The following is a 15,762-nucleotide window of genomic DNA, read 5'->3' as shown; positions in this document are numbered from 1 at the left end:
GCGCGTCGGCCGGAATAAGCCATGTTCCACAGCGTCTACCCCCATGCCATCAAGGGAGACGGACCGGACATGCCTTTCACCTTCCGCACGTTTGCCGGGCCTGTCGCCCTGATCGGCGCCATCGTGCTGCTACTGGCCGGCGGCTTGGCCTGGGCTGCGGGCTGGATCGGCAACGACCGGATCAACGGCGGTGACATCGTCGCTGCGCTCGACGGCAATGGTGGCAGCCATCCGGGCTATCGCCGTGCCCATGCCAAGGGGCTGTGCTTCACCGGCCGTTTCCAGGCCAATGGCGGGGGCGCCGCATTGTCGTCGGCCGGCGCGTTCGTGGCGGGCGACTACCCCGTCATCGGCCGCTTCTCACTGGGCGGGGGGAACCCGCTCGCCACCGACGGGCGCAATGTATTCCATTCGATGGCGCTGCGGCTGCGGACCGCCGATGGGCAGGAATGGCGGCTGGCGATGGATCATACGCCGATCTTCCCGGTGGCCGACGTTCCGTCCTTCGTGGCGCTGCAGCGCGCGACGACCCCGGATCCGAAGACCGGCAAGCCCGATCCGGCGGTGCTGAAGCCTTTTCTCGCCGCGCATCCCGAGGTGAAGGCGTTCCAGGATTACATGGCGAAGGCGGTGCTGCCCGACAGCTTCGCCAACGCGACCTATTACAGCATCAACGCTTTCCGCTTCACCAACGCCGGTGGCGCGACGCACGCGGTGCGGTGGCAGTTCGCACCGGAGGCGCCGCTCAGCGGGCTGGACAAGGCGCTGCTCGACCGGCTGCCGCGAGATCATCTGTTCGACGAGATGATCGCGCGCACCGCACAGGGACCCTCGCGCTGGCACCTGCAACTCGTCGTCGCCAACGCCGGCGATGTGGCGGACAAGGCGACGGTCGCCTGGGCCGGGCCGCACCGCACGGTCGACGCGGGCACGCTGGTGATCGACGCGGTACAGCCCGAGGAGACGGGCGCCTGCCGCGATCTCAACTTCGATCCCACCATCCTGCCGCCCGGTATCGCGGTTTCCGATGATCCGCTGCTGGCGGCGCGATCGAAGGCCTATTCCTCCTCCTTCACCCGCCGCGCGACCGAGGGCGCCGGGCCGAGCGCGGTGGGCGAGGATCTGGCGGGGAGCCACGCGCGATGAGCCGCCCCTCCCCAGACTTCCATCCGGCGTTGCGCACGCTCCACTGGCTGATGGCGGCGATGGTGATGGCGATGCTGTTCATCGGAGTCGGCATGGTCTCGACCGCCGGGCCGGCCTATCTCGACCTGCTCGCACTGCACCGGCCGGTGGGGATCGCGATCCTGCTGCTAGTGCTGATCCGGCTGCCGCTGCGCCTCGCGACTGGCGCCCCAGCGCTGCCGGCCGACCTGCCGCCGGTGCAACACTGGATCGCCAAGGGCTCCCACGTCCTGCTCTATGCCAGCATGGCGGCGATGCCGCTGATCGGCTGGGCAATGCTCTCCGCCGGCGGCTATCCGGTGCGGCTGACCGACGGGCTTTTGCTGCCGCCGATCCTGCCGCACGACCTTGCCGTCTATGCGCTGCTGCGGGAAGCGCACACGATCATCGCGATCCTGTTTTTCGCGCTGATCCTCGCGCATCTCTCCGCGGCGCTGATGCATGGGCTGATCCGCCGGGACGGCGTGCTGCGCAGCATGACGATCGGCCATCGCCGCGTGGCGCCGGAGCCCGAGGACCAGCCGGAACCCGTACCTGCTCCGACAACCCCCTCCGTCGAGCCGGAGCCAGCCTCGCCGGGCAGCTAGGCTCAGCGCCCGATCCGCGCCCGCCGCGCGAAATCGCTGCCGCGTTCGGTCACCTTCAGCCGCTCGCGCTCGCGCGCATCCTCTTCGGTGGCGATCAGCAGGCTTTCGGTGACCTTGGTTAGATGCTCGCGCATAGCGGCACGCGCGGCCTCCGGATTGCGGGCCCTCAGCGCGTCGATGATCAGGCGGTGTTGGTCGGCGGGGGGCTCGATGCCGTGCTCACGCGCCTGCTGGAAGAAATAGATGCACAGCGCCGAATTGTAGCGCATGTCCCACAGGCTCTCGACCATCGAGACCAGTACATCATTGCCGGTGATCCGCGCGAGCGCCATGTGGAAGGCGCGGTCCGCACGCTCGCGCGCCTGCCCGTCGAGCATCGGATCGTCCATCAGCCGCAGCGTTTCCTCAAGCTCCTCGAACTGGTCGTCGGTGATCAGGGTGGCGGCGAGCGCGGCCACCTCCCCTTCCAGCAGCCGCCGTGCCTCGGTCACCTCGAACGGCCCCGCATCCGCCTGCATCGCTGGGACCGCGCCCGAGCGCGCTTCGCGGGTGGCGACGACGGTGCCGCCATTTGGTCTGACCGAGATATAGCCACGAATCTCGAGCACGATCAGCGCCTCGCGGATGACCGGCCGGCTTACACCCAGCCGGTCCGAAAGCTCGCGCTCCGCCGGCAGCCGGCTGCCAATGGGGTAAGTGCCCGCCTCGATCGCCTGCTCCAGCCGCCGCGCAACCGTGATGTAGAGCCTCTCCCCGCTATTGGCCGTCGGCTTCAGCATGCGTCTTCCATGTTGTTGTTAGCGTTATCAAAGATAGCTTATGATTGGGATAATGTCATCATGGCCTGACCAAGGCGCCAAAATCAATCGCTACATTATGAAATGTCATACCACATTGTATTACCAATTCAGCAAAGCTACAGGAGGGGAATAGAAGGCCGATCGGGAGGGTGAATATGAACAGCGCCATCATGGCCGTCGCGACGCGCCGCGAGCTTCTGTGCAGCGGCGCGGCCCTTTCGGCGCTGAGTATCCTTCCCGTCGGTGTCGCGAAGGCCGCCGCTGGGGCGGAGGTCGGCCGCATCGTGGCGCGCATCCATCCGCCCCGCATTCCCCGGCGCGACTTTGCGGTCTCGGCATATGGTGGCAACGGCGACGGCAAGACCGATAACAGTGCGGCGATCGCCCGCGCGATCGAGGCTTGCGCCACGGCCGGCGGCGGCCGCATCGTCATCCCGCAGGGCATCTGCCTGACCGGCCCGATCCGGCTGCGCTCCAAGATGGCGCTGCACGTGCCCGCGGGCAGCCGGCTGCGCTTCATCCCCGATCCGCAGCTCTATCTACCGCCGGTGCTGACCCGTTGGGAAGGCGTGGAGTTGATGGGCTATCACCCGCTGATCTACGCCTTCGAGGAAAGCGACATCGCCGTCACCGGCGCCGGCGTGATCGATGGCGGTGCGGATGATACGCATTGGTGGCCATGGAAGGGCCCCTGGTCGAACCGCTATCGCGACGTGCCGGTGGCCGAGCAGCAGCTGGCGGACCGCACCCGCCTGTTCGATATGGCCGAACGCGGCGTACCGCCCGAGCAGCGCCTGTTCGGCCAAGGCAACCGGCTGCGCCCGCCGCTCTTCCAGCCCTATCGCTGCAGCAATGTGATGGTCGAGGCCGTGACCCTCACCAATTCGCCCTTCTGGCTGCTCAACCCGGTGGAATGCAGCAATGTGCTGTTCCGCAACGTGAATTGTTCGAGCCATGGCCCCAACAATGACGGCATCGACCCAGAATCCTGCCGCGACGTGCTGATCGAGCGCTGCCGCTTCGACACCGGTGACGATTGCATCGCGATCAAATCCGGCCGCAACGCGGATGGGCGACGCATCGGCAAGCCCTGCGAAAATATCGTGATCCGCAACTGCCACATGCAGATGGGGCATGCCGGCGTCGCGCTGGGCAGCGAGCTTTCCGGCGGCATCCGCAACGTCTTCATCGAGGATTGCACGATGGACAGCCCGGTGCTGATCTGGGCGCTGTTCGTAAAGACCAACGGCTATCGCGGCGGCACGGTGGAGAATATCCACGTCTCGCGCGTGCAGATCGGCACGGTCGAGCGCGCGCTGCTGCAGCTCTGGATGCATTATGAGGAGGGTGCCGGCGGCGATTTCGTGCCCGTCATCCGCAACATCACGATGGACAACGTGACGGTGGGCCGCACCGAGCGACTCATGGTGATCCGCGGCCGCACCGACAGCCCGATCACCGGCGTTTCGCTCAGCAACATCAGGGTCGCCGAGGCGGCCAAGCCCTCGGTGGTAATCGACGCGCCCGGCATCGCGCTCGATGCGGTCACCGTCGGCGGACGACCGTGGACGGCCGAAGATCTGAAGGCGCTGCCGGGCCTGGAAAGCGTCAAATGCGACAAGTGGGCGGTGTGCCGCTGATGCGTCGCGCGATCTTCGGGGTGTTGGCGGCGGCCTCGTCCGCCACGATCGCGCATGCCGAAGAGGCGGTGCTGTTCGACGGCACGCAGGTCGCCGGCATCGTCCATGACGGTGCGAAGCCGAGCGCGCTGGCCGGCGACATGCTTGCGCGCGACCTTACCGCGCTGACCGGCAAGGTGCCGGCCGTCTCCGCCGATCTCACGCGCTGCGCGGCGTTGTGCATCGTCATCGGCACCAGGGATACGGCGCTGGTGAAGCAGGTCGCCGCTGACACCGGCGTCGATCTCGCCGCGCTGGCCGGCCAGTGGGAACGCTATGAACGCGTGCTGCTGCGTTCGCGGCGCGATCCGGCGCGGCGCTATCTGCTGATCGCCGGCTCCGACCAGCGCGGCGCGATCTGGGGCACGGTCGATCTCGGCCGCGAACTCGGCGTCTCGGCATGGGAATGGTGGGCAGACGTCACCCCGCGCCGCATCGACCGGCTGGCGGTGGACGGCACGGCCAAACGCTCCGAGGCGCCCTCCGTCCAGTATCGCGGCATCTTCCTCAACGATGAGGATTGGGGGCTGCAGCCCTGGGCAGCAAAGACCTATGAGCCCGAGACCGGTGATATCGGGCCGAAGACCTATGCGCGCATCTTCGAGCTGATGTGGCGGCTGAAGGCCAATCTGATCTGGCCGGCGATGCATGACAGCACCAAGCCCTTCTACCAGATCCCGGGCAATGCCGAGGCGGCGCGCGACCATGCGATCATCGTCGGCACCTCCCACGCCGAACCGATGATGCGCAACAATGTGCGCGAGTGGGACGAGGCGAAGCGCGGGCCCTTCAACTATTTCACCAACCGCCGGGAAATGCTGCGCTATTGGGGCGAGCGGGCGCGCGCGGTGAAGGGTTTCGAGACGATCACGTCGATCGGCCTGCGCGGCAAGCATGACTCGGCGATGGAAGGCGCCGACACGCCCGAACAGGCGCTGGACGCCACCGCCCGCGCCATCGCCGACCAGCGTGCGCTGCTGGCGAAGGCGCAAGGGCGCCCCGCGGACAAAGTGCCGCAGGCGCTGACGCTCTACAAGGAGGTGCTCGACATCTATGGCACCGGCCTCAAGGTGCCGGACGACGTCACGCTGGTGTGGCCCGAGGACAATTATGGCTACATCAGCCAGCTTCCGACCCCGGCGGAGCAAGCGCGGGCCGGCGGCTCAGGCGTCTATTACCACATCTCCTACTGGGGCCGGCCGCACGACTATCTGTGGCTGGGGACGACCCATCCCGCGCTGATCCGCGAACAGATGGACCGCGCGTGGCAGCTTGGTGCACGCAAGCTGTGGGTGGTCAATGTCGGCGACATCAAGCCGGGCGAATATCTCACCCAATATTTTCTGGACCTCGCCTTCGATCACCAGAGGTTCGCGCAGACGCCGCGCGAGCACCTCACCGCCTGGGCCACGACGCAGTTCGGCAAGGAGCATGCGCGCCGGATCGCCGGCATCCTGACCGACTATTATGATCTCGCCTTCGAACGGCGGCCCGAGTTCATCGGCTTCAGCCAGACCGAGCCGACCCGCCCGATCCGCATCGGCGATTATATCCGCACAGGGGGCGGAGAGGCACGGCGCCGGATCGATGCCTACGCCGAACTCGCCTCTCGCGTCGACGCCTTGACCAAAACGATGCCCGCCGACCGGCACGATGCCTTTTTCCAGCTTGTCGGCTATCCCGTTCACGGCGCCGCCGGCATCAACCAGCGCAACCTGTCGCTCGACCTCGCCATGCTCCAGGCCCGGCAGGGCCGCCCCAACGTCAACGCCCTGGCCGCCGAGGCGCATGCCGCGCACCAGCGCATCGTCACCGATACCGCCGCCTACAACGACCAGAACGGCGGCAAATGGCGCGGCATGATGGACATGGCGCCGCGCCGGCTGCCGGTGTTCGCGGAACCGCCCTATCCCACCGCGCAAGTGGCCGCAAAACCAGGTTGCACGATCGATGCCTCCGATCTCGTCTTCGTCGCCGGCCGCGCCGCGACCCATGACATCATCATATCGAGCAACGGGGAGCCGCAGGATTGGTCGCTCTCACCGCTGAAGGGCGCTGGCGTTCCGACCAATCGGGGAAGGCTCGACGCCTCCAACGGCTTCGAACAGCGCGTTCTCGTGCACCATGATGGTGACGGCCCGATCGAGGCCGGCACGCTGACCTGCGGCGATCGCCGGATCCCGGTGACCGCCCGCGTCGTGCCTGCCCCCGCATCGGGCGCCCCCGCGGAACTCAACCATATCGTCTCGCTCGCTTCGGAGGATGCCGGCTTCCCGACCGACGGTAGCTGGGAACGCGTGCCCGGCCTCGGCTCGCGCGGTACCGCGCTGCGCTCGAGCCTGAGCCGTCCCCCCACCGACAGCATCGCCGGGCTCGCGCCGCTCGCCTGGGATTTCCGCGCTGCCACCACGGGCGAGGCCGAACTGCGCATCGTGGCCATTCCGGTCCACCCGCTGACCGCGGCGAACCGGCTGCGGCTCGCCGTGCGCATCGACGACGCGGCGCCGCGCATCCTCGACTTCGAGACGCATGGGCGTAGCGAACGCTGGAAGCTCAACGTGCTCGCCAACAGTAGCGCGGAGACGGTGCCGCTGGGCAAGCTCGCCGCCGGCAAGCATCGCGTGCAGGTCTATGCGCTAGACCCGGGCTTCCTGCTCGACCGCATCGACGTGCGGTTCGACGGCGCGCCGGATTATTATGGAGCACCGCCGATGAAATGAGGCGGGCATACTTGAACGCGTGCACAAGCCATTCCGCGATCCGGAACAATCTCTTTCAGCATAAGCGGATTATTGCTGCCTGCCGGCTGGCGTAAAACCTCCGTCAACGGCCTTCGCTGCCGAAAAGGAGAATGACCATGTCCACAGAAGCGCTGCCCGTCACCCATCATCGCACCGCCACCGTCAGCGGCCTCGAGATCTTCTATCGCGAGGCCGGCCCAGCCGATGCGCCGATCGTGGTGCTGCTGCACGGCTATCCCACCTCGTCCCACATGTACCGCCGGCTGATCCCCGCGCTCGCCGACCGCTATCATGTCATAGCGCCCGACCTGCCGGGTTTCGGCCTCTCCGAAGCGCCGCCGCGCGGCCATCCGGTCTACAGCTTCGCGGGGTTTGCCGACACGGTCGATGCGCTGCTCGAACAGCTCGGCGCTACGCGCTACGCGCTCTACGTGATGGATTATGGCGCGCCGACCGGTTTCCGCCTGGCGCTCAAGCATCCTGAGCGGGTGACTGCGCTGATCACGCAGAACGGCAATGCCTATGAGGAAGGGCTGGGTGAGGAATTCTGGGCCTCCTCCCGCTCCTTATGGGCGGACAACAGCGCCGCCAATCGCGATGCGATGCGTTCCTTCTTCGGCATCGAGGGCACACGCTTCCAATATGAGACCGGCGTGCATGACCGCTCGCGGCTCGATCCCGCCGCGTGGCTGCACGACCAGCTCTTCCTCGACCGGCCGGGGATGACCGATATCCAGCTCGACATCGTCTATGATTATCGGACGAACGTAGCGCTCTATCCCGAGATCCAGGCCTATTTCCGGGCCCACCAGCCGCCGACGCTGGTGGTGTGGGGCGCGAACGACGTGATCTTCCCTCCGGTGGGCGCGAAGGCCTATCTGCGCGACCTGCCGGACGCGGAGCTTCACCTGCTGGATACCGGCCATTTCGCGCTTGAGGACAAGCTGGAAGAGATCGTGCCGTTGATGCGGGACTTCCTGGCGAGGACGATAGGCTAACCGCCAGTTCCTCTCCGGCCCCTCAGGTCGGGGAGGAACATCAGCCTTTCAGCCACGCCCGCAGCACCGCGGTCGTTCGTTCCGGCTCCTCCATCGGCGGCAGATGCCCGCAGCCCTCGACCACTTCGAGCGCCGAGCCCACGATCCCTTCATGGATGATGCGCGCCTCGGCCACCGGGGTCAGCACATCTTCGGCACCGACCACCACCAGCGTCGGCACCGTGATCGCCGCCAGATCCGGCCGGCTGTCGACCCGGCCAAGGATCGCGCGTTGCTGGCGGACGAAGGCATCGCCGCCCACGCGCAACGCCATTGCCTGCACCGCCTGCCCCACCGGTCCGGCGACATGATCGGGATGGACGAGCTGCGGCAGCATCCGCCCGGTTACCCCAACGAACCGCCCCAGTTCCAGTGAAGTGATCGCGGCGCGGCGTTCGGCGGCGCGTGCCGGGCTGTCCGGCGCGGCGCTGGTGTCGAGCAGCGCGAGCCGGCTCACGCGTTCGGGTGCGCGGCGCAGGATCTCGAACGCGACATAGCCGCCCATCGAAAGCGCGGCGAGCGCAAAGCGGGGCGGTGCCGCCGTCAGCACGCGCGTGGCCATCGCGGCGATGCTGTCGTCCAACGTCATGTCCGGCACCTGCGGCGCGGCGACATCTGCGAGGTCGCGTACCTGCGCCTGCCACAATTCGGCGTCGCACAGCAGGCCGGGGATCAGCAGCAGCGGCTCCGTACGGTTCGGCATCACCTGGCAAAAACTCCGCCGCGCATGGCTCTACAATCCCACCCTCACCGAGACCCTTACCGTCCGCGGCACGCCGGGAAACACCCACATCAGGCTATATGAACTTTGCGCATAATGTGCGTCGAACAGATTGTCCGCCTCCAGCCGCACCCCAATGCGATCATTCAGCGCATAATCGATCGCGGCCTTGGCCTTCGCATAGTCCGGCAGCACCAACCCGCTGCCATCGATCGCGCCAGCGCGGGCGCCGACATAGGAGACGCCGGCGCTGACCGAAACGCCGCGGCCGCGCGCATCGAGGAAACGGCCGAGCGCGAAGAGCGTGCCGGCATGTTCGGGCACGTTGAGTACGTCGGGCGTGGCGAAGGTCGCGTCGTCCGCGCGGGCGTGGGTCCAGGCATAGTTGGCGACGATCTGCCAGTGGCTGCCAAGTTTCACCGATCCGTCCAGCTCGACCCCGCGGCTGCGCAGCTTGCCGATCGGGGTGAGGTAGGACGAATCGACCGGATCGTTGGTGAGGATGCCCTGCTTCTCGATGTCGAAGACGGTCACCGCCAGGTCGATCCCCGGCCACGCCGCCGCCATGCCCAACTCATAGCCCCTGCCGCGTTCGGGGGCGAAGCCGGCGCCGTCGCGGCCGGTGCCCGAATTGAGCAGGAAGCTCTCGCCCCAATTGGCGTGCAGCGACACGACCTCGCTCAGCCGATAGCGCGCGCCGATGCGGAAATTGACCGGCTCGTCCACCGTCCGCCCCTCTACGCCGGTGAGGTTGTTGCGCACGGTCTGGCGATAGGGGTCGATCCGCGTGCCGCCGGTCAGGGTCAGCCGGTCGCTCACATCCCACATATCCTGCACATAGAGCGTGGCCGCGCGCCGCCGCTCGCGATTGTCGGTGAAGGGCAGCAGCGGCAGCGCGGTGCCGCCATAGACCGGATCGTAAAGATCGATTGCGTGCGGCGCGGCGGCGCTCGGATTGCGGCGGGTGAGCAGTTCGCGATAGTCGAGCGTATAGCCCTTCAGCCCGATGCTCAGCCGGTGCGCGCCGACCTGCCCGCGCAGTTCCAGCCGCGCCGAAAGATCCTCCACCTCATAGCCGCGCGACCGCCGCTGCCGCCACAGCGTCCTTTCGCCCACCAGCCGCGACTGATCCGACGAGAAGCCGCGCAGCGATCCGGTCCGCCAGGCGATGCCACCGTTGACCGACCAGGTGCCACCGAGATCGGCCAGCATCGTCACCTGATGGCGCCGGTTGCGAAAGCGGGTGACGCCGTCACCGGGCTCGCCATAGAAGTTGGACCGGGGCAGCGCGTTGGCATCGCCGTTGACCGCCGGCACGCCGCGATCGAAGGGCGCATCGAAGCGGGTGATCTCACCGACATAGGTTAGCCGCAACGCGTCGCTGGGCGTCCAGCTCAGCAAGGGTGCGATTACCCGGCGCCTGAGCGAGACATGGTCGCGCCAGCCATCGCTGTCCTCCGCCGCCACCACGATCCGCGCCGCCAGGGTCGCACCGAGCGGTCCGGTCGCGTCGAGCTCGATGCGGCGTGTGTCGAACGAGCCATAGGTCAATATCGCGCTTGCCGCCGGCACGAAGCGCGGCGCCTTGGAGACGATGTTGACGCGCCCGCCCGGATCGATGTCTCCGAACAGCGCGCCGGCCGGGCCCTTGAGCAGCTCGATGCGCTCCGCGGTAGCGGGGTCGCGCGGCGGCGCCATGCCGCGGTTGGCGAGGAAGCCGTCGACATAATATTCGGCGCCGCCATCGGGTGTGCCGAGGAAGCCGCGGATCGCGAAATTGTCGAGGAAACCGCCGCGATTGTTCTGGTTGCTGACGCCGCTGACCAGTTCAAGCGCATCCGCCAGCCGATAGGCGCCCGCAGCGGTCAGCATGTCGCGCTCGATCGACCGGCTGGACTGCGACATCGCCTCGGTCACGCTATCCGACGAGAGGGTCGGGTCGCCCCGCGATGGGCGGGTGCCGAGCACAACGATATCGCCGGAGCCGTCCGCCGCGGTCTCGGCGGCGGCAGGGAAAGCGCAAAGCAACAGGGGCGACAGCAGGGCTGCCGTCGGAACGCGGACGAGCAAAAGGCTTGCCTTTCGAGTGATGATGTAACATCGCGGATGGCGGAAGGATGTTCATGCTGTCAAGTCTGCCCAGGTCACCCACAGCCCTGCCTTACGCGGCTCCGCACGCGGTTGCCGACACCACCGCCTCCGCCCGCATCGCCTCGATCGACGGGCTGCGCGGGTTGGTGATGCTGCTGATGCTGGTCGATCACACGCGCGAGTTCTTCTTCCTGCATGCGCAGGTCAGCGATCCGATGGATGTCGCGATCACGCCGCCGGCCCTGTTCTTCACCCGCCTCGCCGCGCATCTCTGCGCGCCGGTGTTCGTGGCGCTGACCGGCATCGCCGCCTGGCTCTATGCCCAGCCGCGCGGCGGCGCGCGGGCAGCCTCCGCCTTCCTCGCGAAGCGCGGGCTGTTTTTGATCGCGCTGGAACTGACCGTGGTGAGCTTTGCCTGGACCTTCGATCCTACGCCCGAACGAACCTTTCTGCAGGTGATCTGGGCGATCGGCCTGTCGATGCTGGCGCTCGCCGCGGTCGTCCACCTGCCCCGCGCGGCGGTGGCGGCGATCGGGCTCGTCATCCTGTTCGGCCATAACCTGCTCGATCCGATCCACGTCGCCGCCGGGGAACCGGGCCATGCGCTGTGGGCGGTGCTCCACGATCGCGGGCTGATCTCCCTGCCCTGGGGTGGCGAGGCGCGGACATCCTACCCGCTGCTGCCATGGATCGGCGTGATCGCGCTGGGCTATGCCGCAGGCCCGTGGTTCGCGCGCGGCGTCGATGCGGCCCGGCGCGGACGGGCGCTGGCCATCACCGGCGCGGCGGCGCTGGCGCTGTTCGCGGTGCTGCGGATGATCAACCTCTATGGCGAGCCGCTGCCGTGGGCGCCACAGCCCGACATGACCGGCACCGCGATGAGCTTCCTCAACCTCACCAAATATCCGCCCTCGGCGGACTTCCTGATGCTGACGCTGGGCACCGGGGCGCTGCTGCTCGCAGGGCTGGAGCGGGTGCCGCAGATGCCCGTGCGGCTGCTCGCGGTGTTCGGATCGGCGCCCTTATTCTTCTACATCCTGCACCTCTACGTGCTGCACGCGCTGAACCGGCTGGTTGGCGCGATGCTGGGGACGGACGGGCTGGTGAGCGTGCCCACGCTGGGCGCGCTGTGGCTGCTTGCCGGGCTAGTCGCGGTGCCGTGCTGGTTCGCGTGTCGCAGGTTCGCGGCGTTCAAGCGCGCGAGCGGGGCATGGTGGGTGCGGTATCTCTAGCCTGCTCCCCTCTGACTTGCGGGAGGGGGATTAAGTAAGGCCCAGCCGTTCCTTCAACCCCTTGCGCGCGGCAGCGAGCATCTCGGCGCCCGTTGCCTCATCCGCGAACGACCGTGCCAGCGCCATCGTGCCGACCAGTTCCGCCAGCACCGAGGCGGCCAGCGTCTCCGCATCCGGCTTTCCCATCGCCGTCAGCGCCCGCGCGATCGCGGCCCGGAAGCCTGCCACGCCCTTCTCGAACCGCGCCCGTGCCGCCTCCGGCATCCGGGCCGCCTCGCCGGTCAGCGCAGGCAGCGGGCAGCCGCGATCGGCGGCGCGCATCGCAAAATCGGAAAGGTAGAAGTCGATCAGCGCCGCCAGCCCGGCACCGTCCGGCGCATCGCCCAGATAGCGCGCGACCATTGCCGCGCTGTCCTGAAACATGCGGTGCACCGCGTGGGCGACCAGATCGTCGCGCGATGTGAAATGCGCGTAGAAGCCGCCATGCGTCAGCCCGGCGCGCTTCATCAGTTCGGATACGCCGATCCCGTCCGATCCGCGCGCGCGCATCGCCATCGCCGCCTCGTCGAGGATGCGTGCGCGGGTTTTCGCCTTGTGGGCAGTCTTGTCAGCCATGACCCCCTCTACACACTCTGGTAACCGCCGCCGAGCGCGCGTATCGCCGCGACCGATGCACGCGCCGTGTCCGCCTCGGCGGTCGCCAACCGGTCCGACGCCTCCAGCAAGGCGCGATCGGCATCCAGCACGTCGACGAGCGCCACCGCGCCACTTTCATAGGCTGCCTGCGCCTGCCCGCGCGCGCGGCGCAGCACCGCGACCTGTTCGGTGAGGCTCGCTACTTCGGCGCGGCCCTCGACGAGGCGGACGAGCGCCGTCTCCACCTCCTCGGTCGCGCGTAGCACCGTGCCGCGATAGACGATCAGCGCCTCGGCGGAGCGGCCGCGCGCGCCCGCAACCTCGGCATCGACCTTGCCGAAATCGAACAGCCGCCAACGCAGCCCCGCCCCGCCCTGCGCCTGCAGCGCGCCGCCGGTGAACAGGCTGCCGGTGGCGGTGCCGGCAAAGCCGATCAGTCCGCCAAGTGAGAGGTGCGGATAATAGTCCGCCATCGCCACGCCGATCCGCGCGTCCGCCGCCGCCACCCGCCTTTCGGCCGCGACCAGATCGGGCCGGCGCCGCATGAGGTCTGCCGGCACCGCGCTGCCCGAAGGATCCGGTGCGCGCGGGATCGCACCCACCGTCGCCAGTTCGGCGCGATAGGTGCCGGCCTGCGCGCCCATCAATATATCCAGCCGGTTCATCTGCGCGGCGATGCCCGCGCGCAGCCGCGGCAGGTCCGCCTCGATCCCCTGCTGCTCGCCGAGCGCGCCGTTGAGTTCACGGTCGGCGGCGATGCCCTGTTCGGCGCGCTGGCGGATCAGTCCAACCAGATCGCGGCGCACCGCCAATTGCCGTTCCGCCACGTCCAGCCGTGCCTGGAGCCCGCGGAGCAGGAGATAGGCGTCCACCGCCTCGGCGGTCATGCTCAGCCGCACCGCATCGGCGTCGGCGACGCTGCCGACGAGGTCGGCGCGCGCCGCCTCGCGACCGCGACGCAGCCCGCCGAACAGGTCGATCTCCCAGCTTGCCGAGGCGCCGGCCTGATAAAGCTCATAATTGCGCGGGAAGCCGAGGCTGGCCGCCGCGCCGCCGATCGGGGTGCGACGGGACTGGCGGTTCGCGTCCGCCGACGCCGCGACATCGACCGTCGGCAACAATGCCGCTCCCGCGCCTTGGGCCGCGGCGCGCGCTTGGTCGATCCGCGCGCCGGCGGCGGCGATGTCGAGATTCTGCGCCTGCACCCGCACCACCACTTGGTCGAGCAACGGATCGCCGAACGCCCGCCACCACGCCGCCTCCGCCGGCGCGATCGGTGCGACGGTGACGTAGGTGGGTGTCAGCGCCACCTGGGGCGGCAGGTGGTCCGGGCCGACGGTGCACGCGGAAAGCGCGGTGGCGCCAAGTAGCAGAAGAGAGAAGCGCATCGCAATATCCTCAATGAGCGGCGGCATCGGCGGGCGGCGGCGTTGCGCCGGGCGCCTGTCGGCAGAAGGGAACGAGCACCAGTGCGACGAGGAACATCCACGCCATCAGCCGGAACACATCGTCGAAGGCGAGCGTCAGCGCTTGGCGGCCGACGATGCGGGCGAACATGCCGCTGGCTGTAACCTGCGCCTCCGCAGGGTCGGCGATGGTAGCGGCGAGGCGGCCGGCGAGGGCCTGCACCTGTTCGGTCGCGCTGGTCGCATGATGGCCCAGCGCCTCGCCCAGCCGTGCCGCGGCGATGCGCGTATCGTCCTGCAGCCAGGTGTTGACCACCGCGATCCCCACCGCGCCGCCCAGATTGCGCATCAGGTTGAACAGCCCCGATGCCGCGCCGAGCTCGGCCGGCGGAAAGGCGGAGAGCGCCATGTTCACGCTGGGGACGATGCACAGCATCAGCGCGAGGCCGCGGACCGCCTGCGGGAAGGCCAGTTCCCAGAAGCCCCATTCGCTCGTCATGTGTGAGGTCAGCCAAAGGCTCCACGCGAACAGGGTGAGGCCCACCGCGATCATCCAGCGCATGTCGATCCGCTGGCTGAGCGAGGCGGCAATGACGGTGCTGAGCAGTTGCGCGACGCCGACGACGAACACGGTGGTGCCGATCTGCAGGCTGTCGAACCCCCGCACCCGCGCCAGATAGACCGGGATCAGATAGATCGAGGCATACATGCCGAAGCCGATGACGAGGCTGAACAGGCAGGCGAAGGCGAAGATCGGCCGGCGGAACGGCTTCAAGGTCACGATCGGGTTCTTCGAGAAGAAGGCGCGTTCGAGGAACAGCAGGAAGGCGACGAAGGAAAGCCAGGCGCCGATCGCGATTTCCGGATCGCCGAACCAGTCGTTGCGCGGCCCTTCCTCCAGCACGAACTGCAGCCCGCCGAGGAACACCGCCATCGCGATGAAGTGGCTCCAGTCGATCCGCGCGAACATCGCCGGCTGGGCGCGGTCGACGCGCAGGATCAGCGCGGAGAGCGCGGTGACGATGATGCCCGGCACGATGTTGATGAAGAACAGCCAGCGCCAGTCGAACGCCTGGGTGATGAGCCCGCCCACCGTCGGCCCCAGGGTCGGCGCGATCACCGCGACGGTGCCGAGGATCGCCGGGATCATCGCGCGCTGCTTGCCGGTGAACAATGTGAAGCCCACCGCGAACACCAACGGCACCATCGCGCCGCCGGTGAAGCCCTGCAGCGCGCGGAAGGCGATCATCGACTCCATGTTCCAGGCGAGGCCGCACAACAGGCTGGAGGCGGTGAACAGCCCCGCCGACAGCATGAACAGCCAGCGCGTCGACATCGCCCGCGCGAGATAGGCGGAGAGCGGGATCATCACGAGTTCGGCCATCAGATAGGCGGTCTGCACCCAGCTCACCTCGTCCGGCCCCGCCGCCAGCCCCGCCTGCACGTCTGACAATGAGGCGGAGACGATCTGGATGTCGAACAGCGCCATGAACTGGCCGAACGCCATCACCCCGAAGATGAGATATTTCCGCGCCGTCGGCATCGCCGCCGGATCGGCGGACCAATCCTGCGACAGCCCCACCAGCCAGCCCGATGCCGGCGCCGCTCCTGAAGCTGCCGTCCCCACCCGCGTCTCCATACTGGACA

Annotated in this window: 12 protein-coding genes; 6 read left to right on the top strand and 6 right to left on the bottom strand. The window is 68.1% G+C overall.

The features are described 5' to 3' along the window. Nucleotides 1-69 precede the first annotated feature (69 nt). Both FHS96_RS23455 and FHS96_RS23450 read left to right on the top strand, forming a co-directional pair. Nucleotides 70-1,146 carry a catalase family peroxidase gene (locus FHS96_RS23455; RefSeq protein ID WP_429597745.1) on the top strand — a complete coding sequence of 359 codons (1,077 nt, stop codon included), beginning with the start codon at nucleotides 70-72 and terminating at the stop codon, nucleotides 1,144-1,146. Continuing rightward, a complete protein-coding gene (locus tag FHS96_RS23450; protein ID WP_429597742.1) occupies nucleotides 1,143-1,772 on the top strand; it encodes a cytochrome b in 630 nt (209 codons plus the stop codon). The genes FHS96_RS23455 and FHS96_RS23450 overlap by 4 nt, the downstream gene beginning before the upstream one ends. A gap of 2 nt (nucleotides 1,773-1,774) precedes the next feature. Here FHS96_RS23450 and FHS96_RS23445 read toward each other — a convergent pair whose 3' ends face one another. Then, the gene (locus FHS96_RS23445; protein WP_429597739.1) at nucleotides 1,775-2,551 is read right to left on the bottom strand and encodes a FadR/GntR family transcriptional regulator; all 777 of its coding nucleotides are present in this window, start codon (nucleotides 2,549-2,551) and stop codon (nucleotides 1,775-1,777) included. A gap of 176 nt (nucleotides 2,552-2,727) precedes the next feature. On the opposite strand from FHS96_RS23445, the gene FHS96_RS23440 reads away from it, so the two are divergent. From FHS96_RS23440 to FHS96_RS23430, 3 genes are all read left to right on the top strand, one after another. Beyond that, nucleotides 2,728-4,212 (top strand): glycoside hydrolase family 28 protein, encoded by a 1,485-nt coding sequence (locus FHS96_RS23440; protein ID WP_429597736.1) that lies wholly within the window; start codon nucleotides 2,728-2,730, stop codon nucleotides 4,210-4,212. Continuing rightward, nucleotides 4,185-6,971: a glycosyl hydrolase 115 family protein gene (locus FHS96_RS23435; RefSeq protein WP_429597733.1), complete on the top strand. Its 2,787-nt coding sequence runs from the start codon at nucleotides 4,185-4,187 to the stop codon at nucleotides 6,969-6,971. Before FHS96_RS23440 ends, FHS96_RS23435 begins: the two co-directional genes overlap by 28 nt. 137 nt (nucleotides 6,972-7,108) lie before the next feature. Next, nucleotides 7,109-7,990, top strand: coding sequence for an alpha/beta fold hydrolase (locus FHS96_RS23430; RefSeq protein ID WP_429597731.1), 882 nt, complete (start codon nucleotides 7,109-7,111; stop codon nucleotides 7,988-7,990). Nucleotides 7,991-8,030: 40 nt separating this feature from the next. Here FHS96_RS23430 and FHS96_RS23425 read toward each other — a convergent pair whose 3' ends face one another. Both FHS96_RS23425 and FHS96_RS23420 read right to left on the bottom strand, forming a co-directional pair. After that, the gene (locus FHS96_RS23425; protein WP_429597728.1) at nucleotides 8,031-8,732 is read right to left on the bottom strand and encodes an alpha/beta fold hydrolase; all 702 of its coding nucleotides are present in this window, start codon (nucleotides 8,730-8,732) and stop codon (nucleotides 8,031-8,033) included. 30 nt (nucleotides 8,733-8,762) lie between these two features. After that, nucleotides 8,763-10,820: a TonB-dependent siderophore receptor gene (locus FHS96_RS23420; protein ID WP_429597725.1), complete on the bottom strand. Its 2,058-nt coding sequence runs from the start codon at nucleotides 10,818-10,820 to the stop codon at nucleotides 8,763-8,765. Nucleotides 10,821-10,873: 53 nt separating this feature from the next. On the opposite strand from FHS96_RS23420, the gene FHS96_RS23415 reads away from it, so the two are divergent. After that, on the top strand, nucleotides 10,874-12,073 hold the full coding sequence (locus tag FHS96_RS23415) for an acetyltransferase domain-containing protein (protein ID WP_429597722.1): 1,200 nt from the start codon (nucleotides 10,874-10,876) through the stop codon (nucleotides 12,071-12,073). Between the two features lie 30 nt (nucleotides 12,074-12,103). Here the strand turns inward: FHS96_RS23415 and FHS96_RS23410 are convergent, their stop codons facing one another. From FHS96_RS23410 to FHS96_RS23400, 3 genes are read right to left on the bottom strand one after another with little or no spacing between them, the layout of a single operon-like run. Next, nucleotides 12,104-12,688, bottom strand: coding sequence for a TetR/AcrR family transcriptional regulator (locus tag FHS96_RS23410; protein WP_429597719.1), 585 nt, complete (start codon nucleotides 12,686-12,688; stop codon nucleotides 12,104-12,106). Nucleotides 12,689-12,696: 8 nt separating this feature from the next. Beyond that, nucleotides 12,697-14,097, bottom strand: coding sequence for an efflux transporter outer membrane subunit (locus FHS96_RS23405; protein ID WP_429597716.1), 1,401 nt, complete (start codon nucleotides 14,095-14,097; stop codon nucleotides 12,697-12,699). A 10-nt stretch (nucleotides 14,098-14,107) separates the two neighbouring features. Further along, entirely contained in the window at nucleotides 14,108-15,742 is a 1,635-nt protein-coding gene (locus FHS96_RS23400; protein ID WP_429597712.1) for a DHA2 family efflux MFS transporter permease subunit, read from the bottom strand. Nucleotides 15,743-15,762: the final 20 nt, after the last annotated feature.

This window comes from Sphingomonas zeicaulis (assembly GCF_050433225.1).
In the GTDB taxonomy this organism is placed as follows: domain Bacteria; phylum Pseudomonadota; class Alphaproteobacteria; order Sphingomonadales; family Sphingomonadaceae; genus Sphingomonas_D; species Sphingomonas_D zeicaulis.
The sequence above is the reverse complement of the archived record's forward strand: the minus strand, read 5'-3'. Positions and strand labels throughout refer to the sequence as shown.

Coding starts and splice junctions, on each gene's coding strand:
- FHS96_RS23415 (WP_429597722.1), top strand. CDS start 10,874: ATGCTGTCAAGTCTGCCCAGGTCACCCACAGCCCTGCCTTACGCGGCT.
- FHS96_RS23440 (WP_429597736.1), top strand. CDS start 2,728: ATGAACAGCGCCATCATGGCCGTCGCGACGCGCCGCGAGCTTCTGTGC.
- FHS96_RS23410 (WP_429597719.1), bottom strand. CDS start 12,688: ATGGCTGACAAGACTGCCCACAAGGCGAAAACCCGCGCACGCATCCTC.
- FHS96_RS23455 (WP_429597745.1), top strand. CDS start 70: ATGCCTTTCACCTTCCGCACGTTTGCCGGGCCTGTCGCCCTGATCGGC.
- FHS96_RS23405 (WP_429597716.1), bottom strand. CDS start 14,097: ATGCGCTTCTCTCTTCTGCTACTTGGCGCCACCGCGCTTTCCGCGTGC.
- FHS96_RS23435 (WP_429597733.1), top strand. CDS start 4,185: ATGCGACAAGTGGGCGGTGTGCCGCTGATGCGTCGCGCGATCTTCGGG.
- FHS96_RS23430 (WP_429597731.1), top strand. CDS start 7,109: ATGTCCACAGAAGCGCTGCCCGTCACCCATCATCGCACCGCCACCGTC.
- FHS96_RS23450 (WP_429597742.1), top strand. CDS start 1,143: ATGAGCCGCCCCTCCCCAGACTTCCATCCGGCGTTGCGCACGCTCCAC.
- FHS96_RS23445 (WP_429597739.1), bottom strand. CDS start 2,551: ATGCTGAAGCCGACGGCCAATAGCGGGGAGAGGCTCTACATCACGGTT.
- FHS96_RS23425 (WP_429597728.1), bottom strand. CDS start 8,732: ATGCCGAACCGTACGGAGCCGCTGCTGCTGATCCCCGGCCTGCTGTGC.